Origin of the sequence: Kocuria sp. LUK (genome assembly GCF_021012935.1) — a bacterium.
GTDB classification, from domain to species: domain Bacteria; phylum Actinomycetota; class Actinomycetes; order Actinomycetales; family Micrococcaceae; genus Kocuria; species Kocuria flava.
The window spans coordinates 1-20,519 of record NZ_JAJMZI010000009.1; the positions used below are offsets into that span (position 1 = coordinate 1).

The 20,519-nt window shown below is 69.9% G+C and carries 29 protein-coding genes; all 29 read left to right on the forward strand.

Annotated elements, in window-relative coordinates; genetic code table 11:
- Positions 1–104 precede the first annotated feature (104 nt).
- The 29 genes from LQU92_RS14145 (at position 105) to rlmN (ending at position 20,287) form a co-directional block, all read left to right on the forward strand.
- Positions 105–917: an IclR family transcriptional regulator C-terminal domain-containing protein gene (locus LQU92_RS14145; RefSeq protein WP_230781374.1), complete on the forward strand. Its 813-nt coding sequence runs from the start codon at positions 105–107 to the stop codon at positions 915–917.
- Positions 918–1,229: 312 nt separating this feature from the next.
- Positions 1,230–1,604, forward strand: a complete 375-nt coding sequence (rpsL, locus tag LQU92_RS14150; RefSeq protein ID WP_017833291.1) for a 30S ribosomal protein S12 — start codon at positions 1,230–1,232, stop codon at positions 1,602–1,604.
- Positions 1,604–2,074: a 30S ribosomal protein S7 gene (rpsG, locus tag LQU92_RS14155; RefSeq protein ID WP_058859368.1), complete on the forward strand. Its 471-nt coding sequence runs from the start codon at positions 1,604–1,606 to the stop codon at positions 2,072–2,074. Before rpsL ends, rpsG begins: the two co-directional genes overlap by 1 nt.
- Before the next feature lie 69 nt (positions 2,075–2,143).
- Positions 2,144–4,258: an elongation factor G gene (gene fusA, locus LQU92_RS14160; protein ID WP_230781375.1), complete on the forward strand. Its 2,115-nt coding sequence runs from the start codon at positions 2,144–2,146 to the stop codon at positions 4,256–4,258.
- Between the two features lie 162 nt (positions 4,259–4,420).
- The gene (tuf, locus tag LQU92_RS14165; RefSeq protein WP_058859366.1) at positions 4,421–5,611 is read left to right on the forward strand and encodes an elongation factor Tu; all 1,191 of its coding nucleotides are present in this window, start codon (positions 4,421–4,423) and stop codon (positions 5,609–5,611) included.
- 549 nt (positions 5,612–6,160) lie between these two features.
- On the forward strand, positions 6,161–6,469 hold the full coding sequence (gene rpsJ, locus LQU92_RS14170; RefSeq protein ID WP_003803825.1) for a 30S ribosomal protein S10: 309 nt from the start codon (positions 6,161–6,163) through the stop codon (positions 6,467–6,469).
- Positions 6,470–6,485: 16 nt separating this feature from the next.
- Positions 6,486–7,142 carry a 50S ribosomal protein L3 gene (gene rplC / locus LQU92_RS14175; protein WP_058859365.1) on the forward strand — a complete coding sequence of 219 codons (657 nt, stop codon included), beginning with the start codon at positions 6,486–6,488 and terminating at the stop codon, positions 7,140–7,142.
- A gap of 6 nt (positions 7,143–7,148) precedes the next feature.
- Positions 7,149–7,772 carry a 50S ribosomal protein L4 gene (gene rplD / locus LQU92_RS14180; protein WP_101851914.1) on the forward strand — a complete coding sequence of 208 codons (624 nt, stop codon included), beginning with the start codon at positions 7,149–7,151 and terminating at the stop codon, positions 7,770–7,772.
- On the forward strand, positions 7,769–8,074 hold the full coding sequence (rplW, locus tag LQU92_RS14185) for a 50S ribosomal protein L23 (RefSeq protein ID WP_230781376.1): 306 nt from the start codon (positions 7,769–7,771) through the stop codon (positions 8,072–8,074). The genes rplD and rplW overlap by 4 nt, the downstream gene beginning before the upstream one ends.
- A 30-nt stretch (positions 8,075–8,104) precedes the next feature.
- Entirely contained in the window at positions 8,105–8,944 is an 840-nt protein-coding gene (rplB, locus tag LQU92_RS14190) for a 50S ribosomal protein L2 (RefSeq protein ID WP_058859362.1), read from the forward strand.
- 12 nt (positions 8,945–8,956) lie between these two features.
- Positions 8,957–9,238 carry a 30S ribosomal protein S19 gene (gene rpsS / locus LQU92_RS14195; RefSeq protein ID WP_058859361.1) on the forward strand — a complete coding sequence of 94 codons (282 nt, stop codon included), beginning with the start codon at positions 8,957–8,959 and terminating at the stop codon, positions 9,236–9,238.
- Between the two features lie 52 nt (positions 9,239–9,290).
- Positions 9,291–9,656 (forward strand): 50S ribosomal protein L22, encoded by a 366-nt coding sequence (rplV, locus tag LQU92_RS14200; protein WP_058859360.1) that lies wholly within the window; start codon positions 9,291–9,293, stop codon positions 9,654–9,656.
- On the forward strand, positions 9,657–10,487 hold the full coding sequence (gene rpsC / locus LQU92_RS14205) for a 30S ribosomal protein S3 (RefSeq protein ID WP_058859359.1): 831 nt from the start codon (positions 9,657–9,659) through the stop codon (positions 10,485–10,487).
- The gene (rplP, locus tag LQU92_RS14210; protein ID WP_058859358.1) at positions 10,488–10,904 is read left to right on the forward strand and encodes a 50S ribosomal protein L16; all 417 of its coding nucleotides are present in this window, start codon (positions 10,488–10,490) and stop codon (positions 10,902–10,904) included.
- A 2-nt stretch (positions 10,905–10,906) separates the two neighbouring features.
- Positions 10,907–11,179, forward strand: coding sequence for a 50S ribosomal protein L29 (gene rpmC, locus LQU92_RS15070; protein WP_058859357.1), 273 nt, complete (start codon positions 10,907–10,909; stop codon positions 11,177–11,179).
- Positions 11,176–11,466, forward strand: a complete 291-nt coding sequence (rpsQ, locus tag LQU92_RS14220; RefSeq protein ID WP_058859356.1) for a 30S ribosomal protein S17 — start codon at positions 11,176–11,178, stop codon at positions 11,464–11,466. The genes rpmC and rpsQ overlap by 4 nt, the downstream gene beginning before the upstream one ends.
- Before the next feature lie 357 nt (positions 11,467–11,823).
- Complete coding sequence (gene rplN, locus LQU92_RS14225; RefSeq protein WP_017833306.1) at positions 11,824–12,192, forward strand: 50S ribosomal protein L14; 369 nt, start codon at positions 11,824–11,826, stop codon at positions 12,190–12,192.
- Positions 12,193–12,194: 2 nt separating this feature from the next.
- Positions 12,195–12,539, forward strand: coding sequence for a 50S ribosomal protein L24 (gene rplX / locus LQU92_RS14230; RefSeq protein WP_058859355.1), 345 nt, complete (start codon positions 12,195–12,197; stop codon positions 12,537–12,539).
- Complete coding sequence (rplE, locus tag LQU92_RS14235) at positions 12,539–13,108, forward strand: 50S ribosomal protein L5 (protein WP_101851915.1); 570 nt, start codon at positions 12,539–12,541, stop codon at positions 13,106–13,108. The genes rplX and rplE overlap by 1 nt, the downstream gene beginning before the upstream one ends.
- A gap of 79 nt (positions 13,109–13,187) precedes the next feature.
- On the forward strand, positions 13,188–13,586 hold the full coding sequence (rpsH, locus tag LQU92_RS14240; RefSeq protein WP_058859353.1) for a 30S ribosomal protein S8: 399 nt from the start codon (positions 13,188–13,190) through the stop codon (positions 13,584–13,586).
- Positions 13,587–13,611: 25 nt separating this feature from the next.
- The gene (rplF, locus tag LQU92_RS14245) at positions 13,612–14,148 is read left to right on the forward strand and encodes a 50S ribosomal protein L6 (RefSeq protein ID WP_058859352.1); all 537 of its coding nucleotides are present in this window, start codon (positions 13,612–13,614) and stop codon (positions 14,146–14,148) included.
- Positions 14,149–14,150: 2 nt separating this feature from the next.
- Positions 14,151–14,522 (forward strand): 50S ribosomal protein L18, encoded by a 372-nt coding sequence (rplR, locus tag LQU92_RS14250; RefSeq protein ID WP_058859351.1) that lies wholly within the window; start codon positions 14,151–14,153, stop codon positions 14,520–14,522.
- Positions 14,519–15,250 carry a 30S ribosomal protein S5 gene (rpsE, locus tag LQU92_RS14255; protein WP_058859350.1) on the forward strand — a complete coding sequence of 244 codons (732 nt, stop codon included), beginning with the start codon at positions 14,519–14,521 and terminating at the stop codon, positions 15,248–15,250. The genes rplR and rpsE overlap by 4 nt, the downstream gene beginning before the upstream one ends.
- On the forward strand, positions 15,250–15,459 hold the full coding sequence (gene rpmD / locus LQU92_RS14260) for a 50S ribosomal protein L30 (RefSeq protein WP_058859349.1): 210 nt from the start codon (positions 15,250–15,252) through the stop codon (positions 15,457–15,459). Before rpsE ends, rpmD begins: the two co-directional genes overlap by 1 nt.
- 1 nt (position 15,460) lies before the next feature.
- Positions 15,461–15,949 (forward strand): 50S ribosomal protein L15, encoded by a 489-nt coding sequence (gene rplO / locus LQU92_RS14265; RefSeq protein ID WP_058859348.1) that lies wholly within the window; start codon positions 15,461–15,463, stop codon positions 15,947–15,949.
- Positions 15,950–16,207: 258 nt separating this feature from the next.
- Positions 16,208–17,518 (forward strand): preprotein translocase subunit SecY, encoded by a 1,311-nt coding sequence (secY, locus tag LQU92_RS14270; protein ID WP_230781377.1) that lies wholly within the window; start codon positions 16,208–16,210, stop codon positions 17,516–17,518.
- Positions 17,519–17,585: 67 nt separating this feature from the next.
- Positions 17,586–18,149 (forward strand): adenylate kinase, encoded by a 564-nt coding sequence (locus LQU92_RS14275; protein WP_230781378.1) that lies wholly within the window; start codon positions 17,586–17,588, stop codon positions 18,147–18,149.
- Between the two features lie 111 nt (positions 18,150–18,260).
- Positions 18,261–19,091 (forward strand): type I methionyl aminopeptidase, encoded by an 831-nt coding sequence (gene map / locus LQU92_RS14280; RefSeq protein WP_230781379.1) that lies wholly within the window; start codon positions 18,261–18,263, stop codon positions 19,089–19,091.
- 47 nt (positions 19,092–19,138) lie between these two features.
- Positions 19,139–20,287 (forward strand): 23S rRNA (adenine(2503)-C(2))-methyltransferase RlmN, encoded by a 1,149-nt coding sequence (gene rlmN, locus LQU92_RS14285; protein WP_101851919.1) that lies wholly within the window; start codon positions 19,139–19,141, stop codon positions 20,285–20,287.
- Positions 20,288–20,519: the final 232 nt, after the last annotated feature.

The following is a 20,519-nucleotide window of genomic DNA, read 5'->3' on the forward strand; positions in this document are numbered from 1 at the left end:
CCCCCCCCCCCCCCCCCGGGGCCCCCCCCCCCCCCCCCCCCCCCCCCCCCCCCCCCCCCCCCCCCCCCCCCCCCCCCCCCCCCCCCCCCCCCGAGGAGGCCCCCGTGACCGAGCCCGAGCCGAGCACGCCCGCGGGGGAGCGGGGCCCCGGCGGCCAGTTCGTCCAGTCCCTCGCACGCGGGCTGGAGGTGATCTCCGCCTTCGACGCCGGGCACCCCCGGATGACCCTCAGCGACGTCGCACGGCGCACCGGCCTCACCCGCGCCACCGCGCGACGCTTCCTGCTGACCCTCGAGGAGCTCGGCTACGTGCGCACCGACGGGCGGCTGTTCGAGCTCACCCCCAAGGTGCTCCGGCTCGGCTACGCCTACCTGTCCGCCCTGTCGCTGCCGGCGCTGGCGGGCCCGCACCTCGAGGCCCTGTCCGCGCTGCTGGAGGAGTCCACCTCGGCCTCCGTGCTCGACGGCACCGACATCGTCTACGTCGCCCGGGTCGCCACCCGCCGGATCATGACCGTGGCCATCGCCGTGGGCACCCGCTTCCCCGCCCACGCCACGTCGATGGGCCGGGTGCTGCTCGCCGGGCTCGGGCCCGACGAGCTCGCGGAGTACTTCCGCACCGCCCGCCTCGAGGCCCGCACCGACCGCACCCTCACCGACCGCGCCCTGCTCGAGGAGGATCTGCGCACGGTCCGCGCCCAGGGCTGGGCGCTCGTGGACCAGGAGCTCGAGGCGGGGCTGTGCTCCGTGGCGGCCCCCGTCCACGACGGCGCCGGCCGCGTGGTCGCCGCCGTGAACGTCTCCATGCGCGTGGGCGTGCCGGGGGCCGCGGGCACCGACCCCCGGCGCGACGTCGTGCCCCCGCTGCTCGAGTGCGCCCGCCGGATCTCCGCGGACCTCGCCGCCGCCGGCCGCTGAGCCCGCCCCGGTTTCCGGGGGCGGGGCCTCTCTGATAGGCTGTCGTGGAATTGCAAGGTCCCTGCCCTCGCCCCGTGCGGCGGCGGGAACCGCGGGAATCAATGGCAGAACGGACCCGGTCCTCCGGCACGCAGCATGTGCCGAAATGCCATCCTTTTCGTCTGCCCACGGAAACTCCCGGGCACCGGTGTGCGGCCCCGGCCGCGCCGGCAGCACCCGGGACGCCGTCCCCGCCCCCGGTCCCGCACCGGGGGAGGAGGAGCCGACCATCCCAGCGGGCCGCCGGCGCGGCCCGTCCGATCAGGAGACACAGTGCCTACCATCCAGCAGCTGGTCCGCAAGGGCCGGACCCCCAAGGTCGTCAAGACCAAGGCGCCCGCGCTCAAGGGCAGCCCCATGAAGCGCGGCGTGTGCACCCGCGTCTACACCACCACCCCGAAGAAGCCGAACTCCGCGCTGCGCAAGGTCGCCCGCGTGAAGCTCAACGGCGGCGTCGAGGTCACCGCCTACATCCCGGGCGAGGGCCACAACCTGCAGGAGCACTCCATCGTGCTCGTGCGCGGCGGCCGCGTGAAGGACCTCCCGGGTGTCCGCTACAAGATCGTCCGCGGCGCCCTCGATACCCAGGGTGTCAAGGGCCGCCAGCAGGCCCGCTCCCGCTACGGCGCCAAGAAGGAGAAGAAGTAATGCCTCGTAAGGGTCCCGCTCCCAAGCGCCCGCTCGTCGTCGACCCCGTCTACGGCTCGCCGGTCGTCACGCAGCTGATCAACAAGGTCCTCCAGGACGGCAAGAAGTCCACCGCCGAGCGCATCGTCTACGGCGCGCTCGAGGGCGTGCGCGGCAAGACCGGCGCCGACCCCGTGGCCACCCTCAAGAAGGCCCTGGAGAACGTCAAGCCGGCCCTCGAGGTCAAGTCCCGCCGCGTCGGCGGCGCCACCTACCAGGTGCCCGTCGAGGTCAAGCCCGGCCGCGCCCAGGCGCTGTCGCTGCGCTGGCTCGTGGGCTACTCCAAGCTCCGCCGCGAGAACACCATGACGGAGCGCCTGCAGAACGAGATCCTGGACGCGTCCAACGGTCTCGGTGCCGCCGTGAAGCGCCGCGAGGACACCCACAAGATGGCTGAGTCCAACAAGGCCTTCGCCCACTACCGCTGGTAGAATCTTCTCCGGCCTGCCGGCCCCACCGGGCCGGCAGGCCGCCGGCACCATCTCCTGAAGGGAAACACCGTGGCACTCGACGTGCTTACCGACCTGAAGAAGGTCCGCAACATCGGCATCATGGCCCACATCGATGCCGGCAAGACCACCACGACCGAACGCATCCTGTTCTACACCGGCATCAGCCACAAGCTCGGCGAGACCCACGACGGTGCCTCCACGATGGACTGGATGGCCCAGGAGCAGGAGCGCGGCATCACGATCACGTCGGCCGCGACGTCCTGCTACTGGCACGACAACCAGATCAACATCATCGACACCCCCGGCCACGTGGACTTCACGGTCGAGGTCGAGCGCTCCCTGCGCGTGCTCGACGGCGCCGTGGCGGTCTTCGACGGCAAGGAGGGCGTCGAGCCCCAGTCGGAGACGGTCTGGCGCCAGGCCGACAAGTACGACGTCCCCCGCATCTGCTTCGTCAACAAGATGGACAAGCTGGGCGCCGACTTCTACTTCACCGTCGACACCATCATCAACCGGCTCGGGGCCAAGCCGCTGGTGATGCAGCTGCCGATCGGCGCGGAGTCCGCCTTCACCGGTGTCGTGGACCTGCTGACCATGAAGGCCTTCGTGTGGCCCGGCGACTCCAAGGGCGACGTCACCATGGGCGCCAAGTACGAGATCGAGGACATCCCCGCCGATCTCCAGGAGCGTGCCGAGGAGTACCGCAACCAGCTGGTCGAGACCGTCGCCGAGTCCGACGACGAGCTCATGGAGAAGTACCTCGGCGGCGAGGAGCTCACCCTCGAGGAGCTCAAGGCCGGCATCCGGAAGCTGACCATCAACTCCGAGGCCTACCCCGTGCTGTGCGGCTCCGCGTTCAAGAACCGCGGCGTGCAGCCGATGCTCGACGCGGTCATCGACTTCCTGCCCTCCCCGCTGGACGTCCCCAACGTGCAGGGCCACGCCCTGAACGACGAGGAGGAGATCCTCACCCGTCCGGTCGACTACAGCGCCCCCTTCTCCGCCCTCGCGTTCAAGGTCGCCGCCCACCCGTTCTACGGGCAGCTGACCTACATCCGCGTCTACTCGGGCAAGGCCGTCAACGGCGAGCAGGTGCTCAACTCGACCAAGGGCAAGAAGGAGCGCATCGGCAAGCTGTTCCAGATGCACTCCAACAAGGAGAACCCGGTCGACGAGATCCGTGTGGGCCACATCTACGCGGCCATCGGGCTGAAGGACACCACCACCGGTGACACCCTCTGCGACCCGCAGAACCCGATCGTGCTCGAGTCGATGACCTTCCCCGAGCCCGTGATCTCCGTGGCGATCGAGCCCAAGACCAAGGGCGACCAGGAGAAGCTGTCCACCGCGATCCAGAAGCTCTCCGCCGAGGACCCCACGTTCACCGTGTCCCTCAACGAGGAGACCGGCCAGACCGAGATCGGCGGCATGGGCGAGCTCCACCTGGACATCCTGGTGGACCGCATGAAGCGCGAGTTCAAGGTCGAGGCCAACGTCGGCAAGCCCCAGGTGGCCTACCGCGAGACCATCAAGAAGGCCGTCGAGAAGGTCGACTACACCCACAAGAAGCAGACGGGCGGGTCCGGCCAGTTCGCGAAGGTCCAGGTCTCCTTCGAGCCGCTGCCGCTGGACGCCGAGGAGCTCTACGAGTTCGACAACAAGGTCACCGGCGGCCGCGTCCCCCGCGAGTACATCCCCTCGGTGGACGCCGGCATCCAGGACGCCATGCAGCTGGGCATCCTCGCCGGCTACCCGGTGGTCGGCGTGAAGGCGACGCTCATCGACGGCGCCTACCACGACGTCGACTCCTCGGAGATGGCCTTCAAGATCGCCGGCTCCATGGTCTTCAAGGAGGGCGCGCGCAAGGCCAGCCCGGTCCTGCTCGAGCCGCTGATGGCGGTCGAGGTGCGCACCCCCGAGGAGTACATGGGCGAGGTCATCGGCGACCTGAACTCCCGCCGTGGCCAGATCCAGTCCATGGAGGACGTCACCGGCGTGAAGCTGGTCAAGGCGCTCGTGCCGCTGTCCGAGATGTTCGGCTACATCGGCGACCTGCGCTCCAAGACCCAGGGCCGCGCCGTCTACTCGATGCAGTTCGACAGCTACTCGGAGGTCCCGAAGGCCGTCGCCGACGAGATCATCCAGAAGAACCGCGGCGAGTAAGCACCACCCCTCGGCCCCGGCCGGGAAAATTTCATCAAAAGACGACACCCCACGTAGACTTGCCGAGGTTTCAGTACTGCTGATCGCCTCGCTCCACCGGGCGCGCGACGCGCCGCGGGGATCGCTGAGCAAGTTTCCACACATGTTCTAGGAGGAACAACCATGGCGAAGGCCAAGTTCGAGCGCAGCAAGCCGCACGTCAACATCGGCACCATCGGCCACGTCGACCACGGCAAGACCACGCTCACCGCCGCCATCTCCAAGGTCCTGGCCGACAAGTACCCGGACATCAACGAGCAGCGCGACTTCGGTGCCATCGACTCCGCCCCGGAGGAGAAGCAGCGCGGCATCACCATCAACATCTCCCACATCGAGTACCAGACGGAGAAGCGGCACTACGCCCACGTGGACGCCCCGGGCCACGCCGACTACGTCAAGAACATGATCACCGGTGCGGCGCAGATGGACGGCGCGATCCTCGTGGTCGCCGCCACCGACGGCCCCATGGCGCAGACCCGCGAGCACGTGCTGCTCGCCCGCCAGGTGGGCGTGCCCTACCTGCTCGTGGCCCTGAACAAGTCCGACATGGTCGAGGACGAGGAGCTGCTGGACCTCGTCGAGATGGAGGTGCGCGAGCTCCTCTCCGACCAGGGCTTCGACGGCGACAACGCCCCCGTCGTGCGCGTCTCCGCGCTCAAGGCCCTCGAGGGCGACCCCGAGTGGGTCAAGTCCGTCGAGGAGCTCATGGAGGCCGTGGACGAGAACGTGCCGGACCCGGTCCGCGACATGGACAAGCCGTTCCTCATGCCGATCGAGGACGTCTTCACCATCACCGGCCGCGGCACCGTGGTGACCGGCCGTGCCGAGCGCGGCACTCTGCCGATCAACTCGGAGGTCGAGATCGTCGGCATCCGCCCGGTCCAGAAGACCACCGTCACCGGCATCGAGATGTTCCACAAGCAGATGGACGAGGCCATGGCGGGCGAGAACTGCGGCCTGCTGCTGCGCGGTCTCAAGCGCGACGACGTCGAGCGCGGCCAGGTCGTGTGCAAGCCGGGCTCCATCACCCCGCACACCGACTTCGAGGCCAACGTCTACATCCTCTCCAAGGAGGAGGGCGGCCGGCACAACCCGTTCTACTCGAACTACCGTCCGCAGTTCTACTTCCGGACCACCGACGTCACCGGCGTCATCACGCTGCCCGAGGGCACCGAGATGGTCATGCCCGGCGACAACACCGAGATGACGGTCGAGCTCATCCAGCCGATCGCCATGGAGGAGGGCCTCGGCTTCGCGATCCGCGAGGGCGGGCGCACCGTCGGCTCCGGCCGTGTCACCAAGATCATCAAGTAGTTCCTCCCGGACTGCCTGACCGGTCAGCGCAGGACCCCCCGCCGCACCCGCGGCGGGGGGTCCTGCGCGTTCCGGGAGCGCGCCGGCCGCCCCGGTCCGCGGGCCGCCCGCCCCGGTCCGCGGGCCGCCCGCCCCGGTCCGCGGGCCGCCCGCGGACCGGGGCGGGGGAGGGCCGCCGCCGTTTGCGCCCGCCCGGGATCTCTGGCAGGATGGACGACGTTGTTCAAGCGCCGCCGTGTGCTCTCAGCGGTTCGAACCGGTCAGCCCCGAAGCAGGACAGGGCTCCGAAGCAGAACCGAGGGCCAGCAGCCGATGCCGCTGCCACGGACGGACCACATACGACCCGCCCCGCATCCAGGAACCCGGTGCGCCCGTGTGCTCCGCACGCGGCGACACGCCCGAGTTCGGGGGTCGGTGCTCCAGCAGGGTGAGGAACCCGGGACTCCCGGATTCAGCCTGCGGGGAGCGGCGTCCGCCCTCAGGGCGCCATGCACAAGGAGCGCCAGCTCCGTCACAGGGAAGTACTTGAAGAAAGAGAGTCACGACGCCATGGCGGGACAGAAAATCCGCATCCGGCTGAAGTCCTATGACCACGAGGTCATCGACGTCTCGGCCCGGAAGATCGTTGAGACGGTGACGCGCGCCGGCGCGACGGTGGTCGGCCCCGTGCCGCTGCCGACGGAGAAGAACGTGTACTGCGTCATCCGCTCGCCGCACAAGTACAAGGACAGCCGTGAGCACTTCGAGATGCGCACCCACAAGCGGCTGATCGACATCATCGACCCCACGCCGAAGGCCGTCGACTCGCTCATGCGCCTCGACCTGCCGGCCGACGTGAACATCGAAATCAAGCTGTAAAGAGGACCGCATCCCAATGACTACCACTTTCGAACGCCAGGTGAAGGGCCTGCTGGGCACCAAGCTCGGCATGACCCAGGTCTGGGACGAGAACGGGAAGTTCGTGCCGGTGACCGTCGTCAAGGCGGACTCCAACGTCGTGACCCAGCTGCGCACCCAGGACCGCGACGGCTACGCCGCCGTGCAGATCGGCTTCGGCGCCGTCGACCCCCGCAAGGTCACCAAGCCGCTGGCCGGCCACTTCGAGAAGGCGGGCGTCACCCCCCGCCGCCACGTCGTCGAGCTGCGCACCGCCGACGCCGACACCTACGAGCTCGGCCAGGAGCTGTCCGTCGAGCTGTTCGAGGCCGGCCAGAAGGTCGACGTCATCGGCACGACCAAGGGCAAGGGCACGGCCGGTGTCATGAAGCGCCACGGCTTCGCCGGCGTCGGCGCCTCCCACGGTGCCCACAAGAACCACCGCAAGCCGGGATCGATCGGCGGCGCGTCCTACCCCGCTCGCGTGTTCAAGGGCATGCGCATGGCGGGCCGCATGGGCGCCGTCCGTCACACGACGCAGAGCCTCACCGTTCACGCCGTGGACGCCGAGAACTCCCTGCTGCTCATCAAGGGCGCCCTGCCGGGCCCCAAGGGTTCGGTCGTCCTCGTCCGTTCCGCAGTGAAGGGAGCCTGATAGACCATGGCAACTCAGACCGTCAACGTCGACCTGCCCGCCGAGATCTTCGACGTCCAGACCAACGTGCCGCTGCTGCACCAGGTCGTCGTCGCCCAGCTGGCCGCGGCGCGCCAGGGCACGCACAAGACCAAGACCCGCGCCGAGGTCTCCGGCGCCGGCCGCAAGCCCTTCAAGCAGAAGGGCACCGGCCGCGCGCGCCAGGGCTCGATCCGTGCCCCGCACATGACCGGCGGCGGGATCGTGCACGGCCCGACCCCGCGCGACTACTCGCAGCGGACCCCCAAGAAGATGAAGGCCGCCGCCCTGCGCGGTGCCCTCTCCGACCGGGCCCGCAACGGCCGCGTGCACGTGGTGGAGTCCCTCGTCGAGGGCTCCGTGCCCTCCACCAAGGGCGCCCGGGCCGCGCTGCTCGGGCTGACCGAGCGCCGCAGCGTGCTGGTCGTCCTGGGCCGCACCGAGGACGTCGCCGCGCTCTCGGTCCGCAACCTGGCCGGCGTGCACTCCGTCTACGCCGACCAGCTGAACACGTACGACGTGCTCGTCTCCGACGACGTGGTGTTCACCAAGGACGCCTTCGAGTCCTTCGTGGCCGCCGCCAGCAAGAAGAAGCAGGAGGACGCCAAGTGAGCGCGACCACCATCAAGGACCCCCGCGACGTGATCATCGCGCCGGTCGTCTCGGAGAAGTCCTACGGGCTCATCGACGAGGGCCGCTACACGTTCTTCGTCGCGCCGGACGCCAACAAGACCGAGATCAAGTACGCCGTCGAGAAGATCTTCGGCGTCAAGGTCGAGTCCGTGAACACCATCAACCGTGTCGGCAAGCGGAAGCGCACGCGCTTCGGCTGGGGTCAGCGCAAGGGCACCAAGCGTGCCGTTGTGACCCTCAAGGACGGCACCATCGACATCTTCGGCGGTCCGCTCGCCTGAGCGGAGACCACTTAAACGAGGAACTGACACATGGCTATCCGCAAGCACAAGCCGACAACCCCGGGCCGTCGCGGCTCGTCCGTTGCCGACTTCGCAGAAATCACGCGCTCGACCCCCGAGAAGTCGCTGGTCCGGCCCCTGCCCAAGAGCGGCGGGCGCAACAGCTCCGGCCGCATCACCACCCGGCACAAGGGCGGCGGGCACAAGCGCCAGTACCGCGTCATCGACTTCCGCCGCCACGACAAGGACGGCGTCGACGCCAAGGTCGCGCACATCGAGTACGACCCGAACCGCACGGCGCGCATCGCGCTGCTGCACTACGTGGACGGCTCCAAGCGCTACATCATCGCGCCGAACAAGCTCGCCCAGGGCGACGTCGTCGAGTCCGGCCCCGGTGCCGACATCAAGCCCGGCAACAACCTGCCGCTGCGCAACATCCCCGTCGGCACCGTGATCCACGCCGTGGAGCTGCGCCCGGGCGGCGGCGCCAAGCTCGCCCGCTCGGCCGGCGCCTCGGTCCAGCTCGTGGCCAAGGAGGGCAAGTACGGCCAGCTGCGCCTGCCCTCCGGCGAGATCCGCAACGTCGACGTCCGCTGCCGCGCGACGATCGGCGAGGTCGGCAACGCCGAGCAGTCCAACATCAACTGGGGCAAGGCCGGGCGCAACCGGTGGAAGGGCATCCGCCCGACCGTCCGCGGCGTCGTCATGAACCCGGTGGACCACCCCCACGGTGGTGGCGAGGGCAAGACCTCCGGTGGTCGCCACCCGGTGAACCCGAACGGCAAGCCCGAGGGCCGCACGCGCCGCCCCAACAAGGAGAGCGACAAGCTCATCGTCCGCCGTCGTCGCACCGGCAAGAACAAGCGCTAAGGAGCCTGACCCATGCCACGCAGCCTGAAGAAGGGCCCTTTCGTCGATCAGCACCTTTACCTGAAGGTCGCCAAGGAGAACGACAAGGGCACCAAGAACGTCATCAAGACGTGGTCCCGCCGCTCGATGATCGTCCCCGACATGCTGGGCCACACGATCGCCGTGCACGACGGGCGCAAGCACATCCCCGTGTTCATCACCGAGTCGATGGTCGGGCACAAGCTCGGCGAGTTCGCCCCGACGCGGACCTTCCGCGGCCATGTGAAGGACGACAAGAAGGGCAAGCGCCGCTGATCCTCCGGGATCGGCCGTGCTCGCACTTCGAGAAGACGAGAGAAGGAAAGCAATGGAAGCCAAGGCATCTGCGCGCTACATCCGCGTGACGCCTATGAAGGCCCGGCGCGTCGTCAGCCTGATTCGTGGCCAGCAGGCGAACGAGGCTCTGGCGATCCTGAAGTTCGCCCCCCAGGGCGCTTCGGAGCCGGTGTTCAAGGTCCTCCAGTCGGCGGTCGCCAACGCGCGTCAGCTCGCCGACCGCGACGGGCTGCCGTTCAAGGAGGAGGAGCTCGTCGTGAGCGAGGCCTTCGTCGACGAGGGCCCCACGATGAAGCGGTTCCAGCCGCGCGCCCAGGGCCGCGCCTACCGCATCAACAAGCGCACGAGCCACATCACCGTGGTCGTGGCGACCCCGGAGAACGAGGAGGTCCGCTAAGTGGGACAGAAGATCAACCCGCACGGGTTCCGGCTGGGCGTCACCACCGACCACGTGTCGCACTGGTACGCGGACTCCACCAAGGAGGGCCAGCGCTACAAGGATTACGTCCGCGAGGACGTGAAGATCCGCAAGCTCATGTCCACGGGCATGGAGCGCGCCGGCATCGCCAAGGTCGAGATCGAGCGGACCCGTGACCGGGTGCGCGTGGACATCCACACGGCCCGCCCGGGCATCGTCATCGGCCGCCGCGGCGCCGAGGCCGACCGCATCCGCGGCGAGCTCGAGAAGCTCACCGGCAAGCAGATCCAGCTGAACATCCTCGAGGTCAAGAACCCCGAGACCGATGCCCAGCTGGTCGCGCAGGGCGTCGCGGAGCAGCTCGCCTCCCGCGTGGCGTTCCGCCGTGCCATGAAGAAGGCCATCCAGTCCGCGCAGCGGGCCGGCGCCAAGGGCATCCGGATCCAGTGCTCCGGCCGTCTCGGCGGGGCCGAGATGAGCCGCTCGGAGTTCTACCGCGAGGGCCGTGTGCCCCTGCACACCCTGCGCGCGAACATCGACTACGGCTTCTTCGAGGCCAAGACCACCTTCGGTCGCATCGGCGTGAAGGTCTGGATCTACAAGGGTGACCTCACCGCCAAGGAACTGGCGGCCCAGCAGGCCGCCGCCCCGTCGCGCGGCCGCGGCGGCGACCGCCGCGGCGGCCCGGCCGGTGGCGAGCGCCGTCGTCGCAATGACCGTACCGACCGTGGCGGGCGCCGTGAGCGTCCCGACGCCACCGCCTCCCAGGCCCCGGCCGCCGAGGCGACCAACGCAGAGGGTGGTAAGTAAATGCTCATCCCACGTCGTGTGAAGTACCGCAAGCAGCACCACCCCAAGCGGTCCGGTGCTGCCAAGGGCGGCACCACCGTCGCCTTCGGCGAGTGGGGCATCCAGGCGCTCACGCCGGCCTACGTGACGAACCGTCAGATCGAGGCCGCCCGTATCGCCATGACCCGCCACATCAAGCGTGGCGGCAAGGTCTGGATCAACATCTACCCGGACCGTCCCCTGACCAAGAAGCCCGCCGAGACCCGCATGGGCTCCGGCAAGGGCTCGCCCGAGTGGTGGGTCGCCAACGTCAAGCCGGGCCGCGTCATGTTCGAGCTCTCCGGCGTGTCCGAGGAGGTCGCCCGTGAGGCGCTCCGCCTGGCGATCCACAAGCTCCCGATGAAGGCGCGCATCGTGCGTCGCGAAGGTGGTGAATGAGAGTGGCTGTTGGATCCAAGGATCTGAGCATCGAGAACCTCGCGGCTCTCGACGACAACGCTCTGACCGAGGCGCTGCGCAAGTCGAAGGAGGAGCTGTTCAACCTCCGCTTCCAGTCCGCGACCGGTCAGCTCGAGAACAACGGCCGCCTGAAGGCCGTCAAGCGTGACATCGCCCGCATCTACACGGTACTGCGCGAGCGCGAGCTGGGCATCCGGCCCCAGGCGGACGCCGACGCGGCCGCCGCCAACACCTCCGAGGAGGACGCCAAGTGACCGAGCAGATCAACTCCGGCGCCGAGCAGGCTCCCGAGCGCGGCGAGCGCAAGACCCGCCGCGGCTACGTGGTCTCCGACAAGATGGACAAGACCGTCGTCGTGCAGCTGCAGGACAACGTCACGCACGCCCTGTACGGCAAGGTCATGCGCCGCTCGTCGAAGGTCAAGGCCCACGACGAGGAGAACACCGCCGGCGTCGGCGACCTCGTCCTCATCTCCGAGACCCGCCCGCTGTCCGCCAGCAAGCGGTGGCGCATCGTGGAGATCCTCGAGAAGGCCAAGTGAGCCGGGCTCGCTAGAGCCTCCCGCACCGGCGGCCCGTCCCTTCGACGCGAAGGGGCGGGCCGCCGGTCTGCGTGCCGGCCCGCGCGCCGGCGCCCCCCGCTGTGCTAGGCTGGTGAGCTTGTATGGGCCGATTCGCGTGCCCGTACGCCCCACAGCTCTTCGTGCCAGCGCATAATGACCGCGTGCAGGGCGCCCCGCGCCCCCTGGTGGCGGGTTCAGATGCTCCTGGCATGGAGGGCTGGGCCCGGTCCGGCGTGCGACGCCGGGGGAGGGCACATCATCCGACAAGCTGTTCCGCAAGGCCCGCACCGTGCTCTCGAACGGTGTTGGAACCGGCGTGACGACAGGAGAGATTCAGTGATTCAGCAGGAGTCGCGGCTGAAGGTCGCCGACAACACGGGTGCGAAGGAAATCCTGACCATCCGCGTTCTCGGTGGATCCGGACGCCGCTACGCAGGCATCGGCGACATCATCGTCGCCACCGTCAAGGACGCGATCCCCGGCGGCAACGTCAAGAAGGGCGACGTGGTCAAGGCCGTCATCGTCCGCACGAAGAAGGAGCGCCGTCGTCCCGACGGCTCCTACATCAAGTTCGACGAGAACGCCGCGGTGATCCTCAAGAACGACGGCGACCCCCGTGGTACGCGCATCTTCGGGCCGGTCGGCCGCGAGCTGCGCGACAAGAAGTTCATGAAGATCATCTCGCTGGCCCCGGAGGTGCTCTGACCATGGCGAAGTTCAAGATCAAGACCGGCGACCTGGTGCAGGTCATCTCCGGCAGCAAGGACAACAAGGGCAAGCAGGGCAAGGTCCTGCGCGTGATCCCCGAGACCTCCAAGGTCGTCGTGGAGGGCATCAACGTGGTGACCCGCCACCGCAAGGCCTCCATGCAGGGCGAGGCCGGCGGCATCCAGAAGGTCGAGGCGCCCATCCACATCTCGAACGTGGCGCTCGTGGACCCGGAGACCCAGAAGCCGACCCGCGTCGGCTACCGCACCGAGACCGTGGAGCGCGACGGGCGCCAGAAGACCGTCCGGATCCGCGTCTCCAAGAGCACCGGCAAGGACCTGTGATGACCGAGACCATCGAGACCAGCATGAGCCCGCGCTTCAAGACCAAGTACCAGGAGACGGTCGTCCCCGCGCTGCAGGAGCAGTTCGGCTACGGCAACGTCATGGAGATCCCGCGCGTCGTCAAGGTCGTCGTGAACATGGGCGTCGGCGACGCCGCCAAGGACTCCAAGCTCATCGACGGCGCCGTGCGCGACCTCACCGCGATCACCGGCCAGAAGCCGCTCGTGACCCGCGCCAAGAAGTCCATCGCGCAGTTCAAGCTCCGCGAGGGCATGCCCATCGGCGCGCACACCACGCTGCGCGGCGACCGGATGTGGGAGTTCCTCGACCGCCTGGTGACCCTGGCCCTGCCGCGCATCCGCGACTTCCGCGGGCTGTCCGACCGCCAGTTCGACGGCAACGGCAACTACACCTTCGGCCTCACCGAGCAGTCCATGTTCCACGAGATCGACCAGGACCGGATCGACCGCGTGCGCGGCATGGACATCACGGTGGTCACCACCGCGAAGACCGACGACGAGGGCCGCGCGCTGCTGAAGGCGCTCGGGTTCCCCTTCAAGACCAACTGAACCGGCTACGTTCCAGGTCCGGACCGAGCGCCCACGGCGCCGGCGGAAACCGGGACGAGGAAGGGCACGTGCCCCCAAAATGACAATGACAGATCCTGTCGCGGACATGCTGACGCGTCTGCGCAACGCCAACTCCGCCTACCACGACACCGTGAGCATGCCGTACTCCAAGCTCAAGGCCCGCGTGGCGGAGATCCTCAAGGCCGAGGGCTACATCGCCGACTGGACGGAGGAGGCGGCCGAGGTCGGGAAGACCCTCACGCTGTCCCTGAAGTTCGGCCCCAACCGTGAACGCTCCATCGCGGGCGTCCGGCGCATCTCGAAGCCGGGCCTGCGGGTCTACGCCAAGTCCACCAACCTCCCCAAGGTCCTGGGCGGCCTGGGCATCGCCATCCTGTCCACCTCCTCCGGGCTGCTGACCGACAAGCAGGCCGCGAAGAAGGGCGTGGGCGGCGAAGTCCTCGCGTACGTCTGGTAGTCCGGGAACAGGAAAGGAAGAGAACATGTCACGTATCGGACGTCTCCCCATCTCCGTTCCCGCCGGTGTGGAGGTCGCCGTCGACGGCGCCCTCGTCACCGTCAAGGGCGCCAAGGGGCAGCTGCAGCACACCGTCGCGGCCCCCATCACCGTCGCCCTCGAGGACGGCACCCTCACGGTCTCGCGGCCGAACGACGAGCGGGAGTCCCGCTCGCTGCACGGGCTGACCCGCACCCTGATCGCCAACATGATCCAGGGCGTCTCCCAGGGCTACTCCAAGGGCCTCGAGATCGTGGGCACCGGCTACCGCGTGCAGGCCAAGGGCCAGGACCTCGAGTTCGCCCTGGGCTACAGCCACCCGGTCACCTTCAAGGCCCCGGAGGGCATCTCCTTCGCCGTCGAGGGCGTCAACAAGCTGACCGTCAACGGCATCGACAAGCAGCAGGTCGGCCACGTCGCCGCCAAGATCCGCGGCCTGCGCGCCCCCGAGCCCTACAAGGGCAAGGGTGTGCGGTACGCCGGCGAGCAGATCCGCCGCAAGGCCGGAAAGGCTGGTAAGTAATCATGGCTCTGAAGATCAAGGGCAAGTCCAAGGCCGCCGCCCGCGGCCGCCGCCACGCCCGGGTGCGCAAGCACCTCACCGGCACCGCGGTCCGCCCCCGCCTGGTCGTCAACCGCTCGGCCCGGCACGTGTTCGTCCAGGTCGTCGACGACACCAAGGGCGTCACCGTCGCCTCGGCCTCCACCATGGAGGCCGACCTGCGCGGCACCGAGGCGGACAAGACCGCCAAGGCCAAGCGCGTCGGCGAGCTCGTGGCCGAGCGCGCCAAGGCCGCCGGCATCGAGGCCGTCGTCTTCGACCGCGGCGGCAACAAGTACCACGGTCGTGTGGCGGCCGTGGCCGACGGCGCCCGTGAGGGAGGTCTGGCACTGTGAGCGAGCAGAACAACGAGAAGGAAACCCAGGTGACGGAAGCCAGCACTGCCTCCACGGAGGCGACCGGGGCCCAGCAGTCCACCGAGACCACCCGCTCCCAGGACTCCCGCGGCGACCGCGGGGGCCGTGGCGAGCGCGGCGGCCGCGGTGAGCGCGGGGGCCGTGGCGAGCGCGGCGGCCGTGGCGGCCGCGGCGGGCGCGACGAGGAGAAGGACAAGTTCCTCGAGCGCGTCGTGACCATCAACCGCGTCTCCAAGGTCGTCAAGGGCGGGCGCCGCTTCAGCTTCACCGCCCTCGTCGTCGTCGGTGACGGCAACGGCATGGTCGGTGTCGGCTACGGCAAGGCGAAGGAGGTGCCGGCCGCGATCTCCAAGGGCGTCGAGGAGGCGAAGAAGAACTTCTTCCGCGTTCCCCGCGTCGAGGACCGCACCATCCCGCACCGCGTCCAGGGCGAGGCCGCCGCGGGCGTCGTCATGCTCCGCCCGGCGACCCCCGGTACCGGTGTGATCGCCGGCGGTCCGGTGCGCGCCGTGCTCGAGTGCGCCGGCATCCACGACGTGCTCTCCAAGTCGCTGGGCTCGTCGAACCAGATCAACATCGTGCACGCAACGATCGAGGCGCTCCGCCAGCTCGAGGAGCCGGCGGCCGTGGCGGCACGCCGCGGCATGCCCATCGACGAGGTCGTCCCCGGTCCGCTGCTGCGCTCCATCCAGAAGGCAGGTGCCTGATGTCCGGCAAGCGTATCCAGCCCGACGGCACGGAGCTGCGCATCACGCAGGTCCGCTCGGTGGTCGGCCAGAAGCAGAACATGCGGGACACGCTGCGGTCCCTCGGCCTGAAGCGGCCGGGCAACGTGGTGGTCCGGAAGGCCGACGGGGTGACCGCGGGCATGGTCAACACCGTCGCCCACCTGGTCAAGGTCGAGGAGGCCAACTGACATGGCAGAGAACACTGCAGAGAACACCGCCGGCAACGGCGAGAAGGTGCACGCGCTGAAGGTGCACCACCTGCGCCCGGCCCCCGGCGCCCGCACCGCCAAGACCCGCGTGGGTCGCGGTGAGGGCTCCAAGGGCAAGACCGCCGGTCGCGGCACCAAGGGCACGGCGGCCCGCTACCAGGTCAAGGCCGGCTTCGCCGGCGGCCAGCTGCCGCTGCACATGCGGCTGCCGAAGCTGCGCGGGTTCAAGAACCCCTTCCGCGTCGAGTACCAGGTCGTGAACCTGGACCGGCTCGCGGAGCTGTTCCCGGAGGGCGGCCAGGTCACGGTCGACTCGCTCGTGGCCAAGGGCGCGGTCCGCAAGAACCAGCCCGTCAAGGTCCTGGGCACCGGCGAGATCGCCGTGGCGGTCGACGTGACGGCGCACGCCTTCTCCGGCTCCGCGGCCGAGAAGATCGCCGCCGCCGGCGGCAGCACCACCGCGCTGTGAGCGCGCGCCGCGGCCCCGGGCACAGCCCGGGGCCGCGGCGCACCGGTCAGGCCCCGTCCACGCCAGCGTGGGCGGGGCCTGACCCGTCCCGGGTGCACCGGCACGCCGGGACCCGGAGGGCCGGGCACCGGCGCGTTCGTTAGACTGGCGCGCAGGGTCGTCCGTGCCCGTCGCGCGCGGACCCCGGGACCGCGCTCCCGGACTCCCCACCCCCCCCGCGGCCGGACGCCGGTCGGACCCGTCTCTCTAGGAGGACATGTGCTCAGCGCTTTCGGCCGGGCGTTGCGAACGCCCGACCTGCGACGCAAGCTGGGGATCACCCTCGGCCTCATCGTGCTCTACCGCCTGGGCACCTTCGTCCCCGCCCCCGGGGTGGACTACGGCAACGTCCAGCAGTGCCTCGCCCTGGGGACCACCACGGGCGGGATCTACGACATGGTCAACCTCTTCAGCGGCGGCGCCCTGCTGCAGCTGTCGGTCTTCGCCCTGGGCGTGATGCCCTACATCACCGCGAGCATCATCACCCAGCTGCTGCGGGTCGTCATCCCGCGCTTCCAGGAGCTGCACGAGGAGGGCGCGCAGGGGCAGACGAAGCTGACCCAGTACACGCGCTACCTCACGATCGGGCTGGCGCTGCTCAACGCGACAACGATCGTCTCCCTGGCCCGCTCCGGCGCCCTGCTGGGGGACTGCCCGCTGCCGGTGATCCCGGAGGACACGATCCTCACGGTCGTCATCATGGTGATCACCATGACCGCCGGCACGGCGATCATCATGTGGCTCGGCGAGCGCATCACCGAGAAGGGCGTCGGCAACGGGATGTCGCTGCTGATCTTCACCTCGATCGCCGCGACCTTCCCCTCCGCCCTCGGCGACATCCTGCGCACCAAGGGGTGGGGCGTGTTCCTCGCCGTGCTGGCCGTGGGCCTCGTCGTGATCACGTGCGTGGTCTTCGTCGAGCAGTCCCAGCGGCGCGTGCCCGTCCAGTACGCCAAGCGCATGGTGGGCCGGCGCACCATCGGCGGCACCACCACCTACATCCCCCTGAAGGTGAACATGGCCGGGGTCATCCCGATCATCTTCGCCTCCTCCATGCTCATGCTCCCGGGCATGCTGGCGCAGTTCGGGATGCCCGAGACCGGCACGGACATCCCCGGGTGGGTCACCTGGATCAACACCTACCTCGTCACCGGCGACCACCCGGTCTACATGGTGCTGTACTTCCTCATGATCGTGTTCTTCACGTACTTCTACGTGTCCATCACGTTCAACCCGGAGGAGGTCTCCAACAACATGAAGCGCTACGGCGGCTTCATCCCGGGCATCCGCGCGGGCCGGCCCACCGAGCGCTACCTGCAGTACGTGCTGACCCGCATCACCTTCCCCGGCGCCCTGTACCTCGGGATCGTGTCGATGATCCCGCTGGTCGCCCTCGTGATGGTCGACGCCAACCAGAACTTCCCCTTCGGCGGGCCGTCCCTGCTGATCATGGTGGGCGTCGGGCTGGACACGGTGAAGCAGATCGAGGCCCAGCTCCAGCAGCGCCACTACGAGGGCCTGCTGCGCTGAGCCCGGGCCGGTGCGGGTCCGGCCGCTAGACTGGGCCCGCACCCGTTCCCGACCGCAAGGAGACCTCATGACCCGCATGCTCATCATCGGCCCGCCGGGGGCCGGCAAGGGCACCCAGGCCGTGCGCATCTCGGAGGAGCTGGGCGTGCCGGCGATCTCCACCGGCGACATCTTCCGCGCCAACATCAAGGCGCAGACCCCGCTGGGCCAGGAGGCCAAGCGCTACATCGACGCCGGGGACCTCGTGCCGGACTCGGTGACCAACCGCATGGTGCGGGAGCGCCTGGGGGAGGGCGACACCGCCGAGGGGTTCCTGCTCGACGGCTACCCGCGCAACGCCGCGCAGGTGGAGGAGCTGGACGGGATCCTGCGGGAGCTGGACCAGGAGCTCGACGTCGTGCTCCAGCTGACGGCCGACAACGAGGAGCTCGTCCAGCGCCTGCTCGGCCGCGCCCAGAAGGAGGGGCGCACCGACGACACCGAGGACGTCATCCGCCACCGTCTCGACGTCTACGACGCCGAGACGGCCGTCGTCGTCGACCTCTACGCCCAGCGCGGCCTCGTGCGCGAGGTCGACGGTCTCGGCACCGTCGACGAGGTCACCCGGCGCATCATGGCGGCGCTCGCCTGAGCAGCCCCGCCCCACGCCGTGACGCCCCCGGGCACCCCCGGGGGTCTCACGTTTAACACCACGGCCGCCGCCCCCGGACCCCGGGGCCGGGCGGACGGGAAGGACCACCGCATGTTCGGCCGCCGCCGGATCGAGTACAAGACCAACGCCCAGCTGCGCACCATGCGCCGCGCCGGGGTGGTGACCTCGCGGGCCCTCGACGCCGCCGTGGCCGCCGCCGTGCCCGGGGCGACCACCGCGGACCTCGACGCCGCGTTCCGCGCCGTGCTCGACGAGCACGGGGCGACGTCCAACTTCCTCGGCTACTTCGGCTACCCGGCCACCGTGTGCGTGTCCGTCAACGAGGTCGTCGTCCACGGCATCCCCGGCGAGCAGGTGCTGCAGGAGGGCGACATTCTCTCGATCGACGGCGGGGCGGTCGTCGACGGCTGGCACGGGGACTCCGCGCGCACCGTCCTGCTGGGCCGGCCCGACCCCGCCGACGCCGAGCTGTCGGAGACCACCCGCCGGGCGATGTGGCGCGGGATCGCCGCCGTCGCCACCGGCACGCACGTCGGGGACATCGGGGCGGCCGTGGAGGACTACGTGCGCGAGGTCTCCGGCCACCGCTTCGGGATCCTCGAGGAATACGTGGGCCACGGCATCGGTTCCAAGATGCACATGGCCCCCGACGTCCTGAACTTCCGCAGCAACGACCGCGGGCCGCGCCTGCGCGCCGGGATGGCGCTCGCGATCGAGCCCATGCTCGTGCGCGGCGGCATCGGCACGCGGGTGCTGGAGGACGACTGGACCGTCGTCACCACCGACGGCGCCCGCTCCAGCCAGTGGGAGCACTCCGTCGCCCTGCACCCCGACGGCATCTGGGTGCTCACCGCCGAGGACGGCGGCGCCTCGGAGCTCGAGCCCCTGGGCGTCACCCCCGTCCCGGTGCCCGAGGACTGAGCCCCACCGCGCCGCCCCGACCGCCCCCGTCCCGCGAGGAGAAGCCCGTGCCCGAGACCCCGCTCGAGCTCACCGTCCGACCCGAGCCCGGCCAGCTGACCTTCACCGCGCCCCGCCGCGGCAAGCCGCCCCGGCACCTGGCCGACTTCGACCTGGCCGGCCGGCGCGAGTTCCTCGCCGAGCTCGGCCACAAGCCGTTCCGCGCGGGCCAGCTCTCACGGCACTACTTCGACCGCCTGGCCACCGACCCGGAGGACATGACCGACCTGCCGGCGGAGGGCCGCGCCGAGCTCGTCGCCCGGGCGATGCCCCCGCTGCTGAGCCCGGTCCGCACCCTCGAGGCCGACGGCGGCGCCACCCTGAAGACCGTCCACCGCCTCTTCGACGGCGCGATGGTCGAGTCGGTGCTCATGCGCTACCCGAACCGGGTGACCATGTGCATCTCCTCCCAGGCCGGGTGCGGGATGAACTGCCCGTTCTGCGCCACGGGCCAGGCCGGGCTGACCCGCAACCTCTCCACCGCCGAGATCGTCGAACAGGTCGTCCAGGGCGCGCGCCTGCTGCGCGGGGGCCGGGTGGGCCGCGCCGAGCAGGAGCCGCTGCGGGTGTCCAACATCGTGTTCATGGGCATGGGGGAGGCCCTGGCCAACTACAAGGCGACCCTCGGGGCCGTGCACCGCCTCGTCGACCCCTCCCCGGAGGGCCTGGGCATCTCCGCCCGCGGCATCACGATGTCCACGGTGGGCCTCGTCCCGGGGATCCGCCGGTTCACCCGGGAGAAGCTGCCCGTCACCCTGGCGCTGTCCCTGCACGCGCCCGACGACGAGCTGCGCGACGAGCTGATCCCCATCAACACCCGGTGGAAGGTCGACGAGGCGCTCGACGCCGCCCGCGACTACTACGACGTCACCGGCCGGCGGGTCTCCATCGAGTACGCGCTCATCCGGGACATCAACGACCACGGCTGGCGGGCCGACCTGCTGGGGGAGAAGCTCAACGCCCGCGGCACCGGCTGGGTGCACGTCAACCCCATCCCGCTGAACCCGACCCCAGGGTCGAAGTGGACCGCGTCCCGGCCCGGGGTCGAGCAGAACTTCGTCGAGCGCCTGCGCGCCCACGGCATCCCCACGACCGTGCGCGACACCCGCGGCTCCGACATCGACGGCGCCTGCGGCCAGCTCGCCGCGACCGCCTGAGCCCCGCGCCGGCCGGAGCCCCCGGCCCGCCCCTCCCGCCCGCGCCGGTGCGCCGGGAGCGCCACCGGTGCTCCCGGCGCACCGGCGTTGCGGCGTGCCCGCCCCATGCCGTAGAGTGTTCTGTTGGTTGTCTGTGCTCCAGCGATTCCGCACTGTCCGGACCACGCCGATCCCTCCCGCTCCTTCGAACGGTGATGGTGCGCGCGCCCTGGTCCGCTGCGGCGTTTAACGA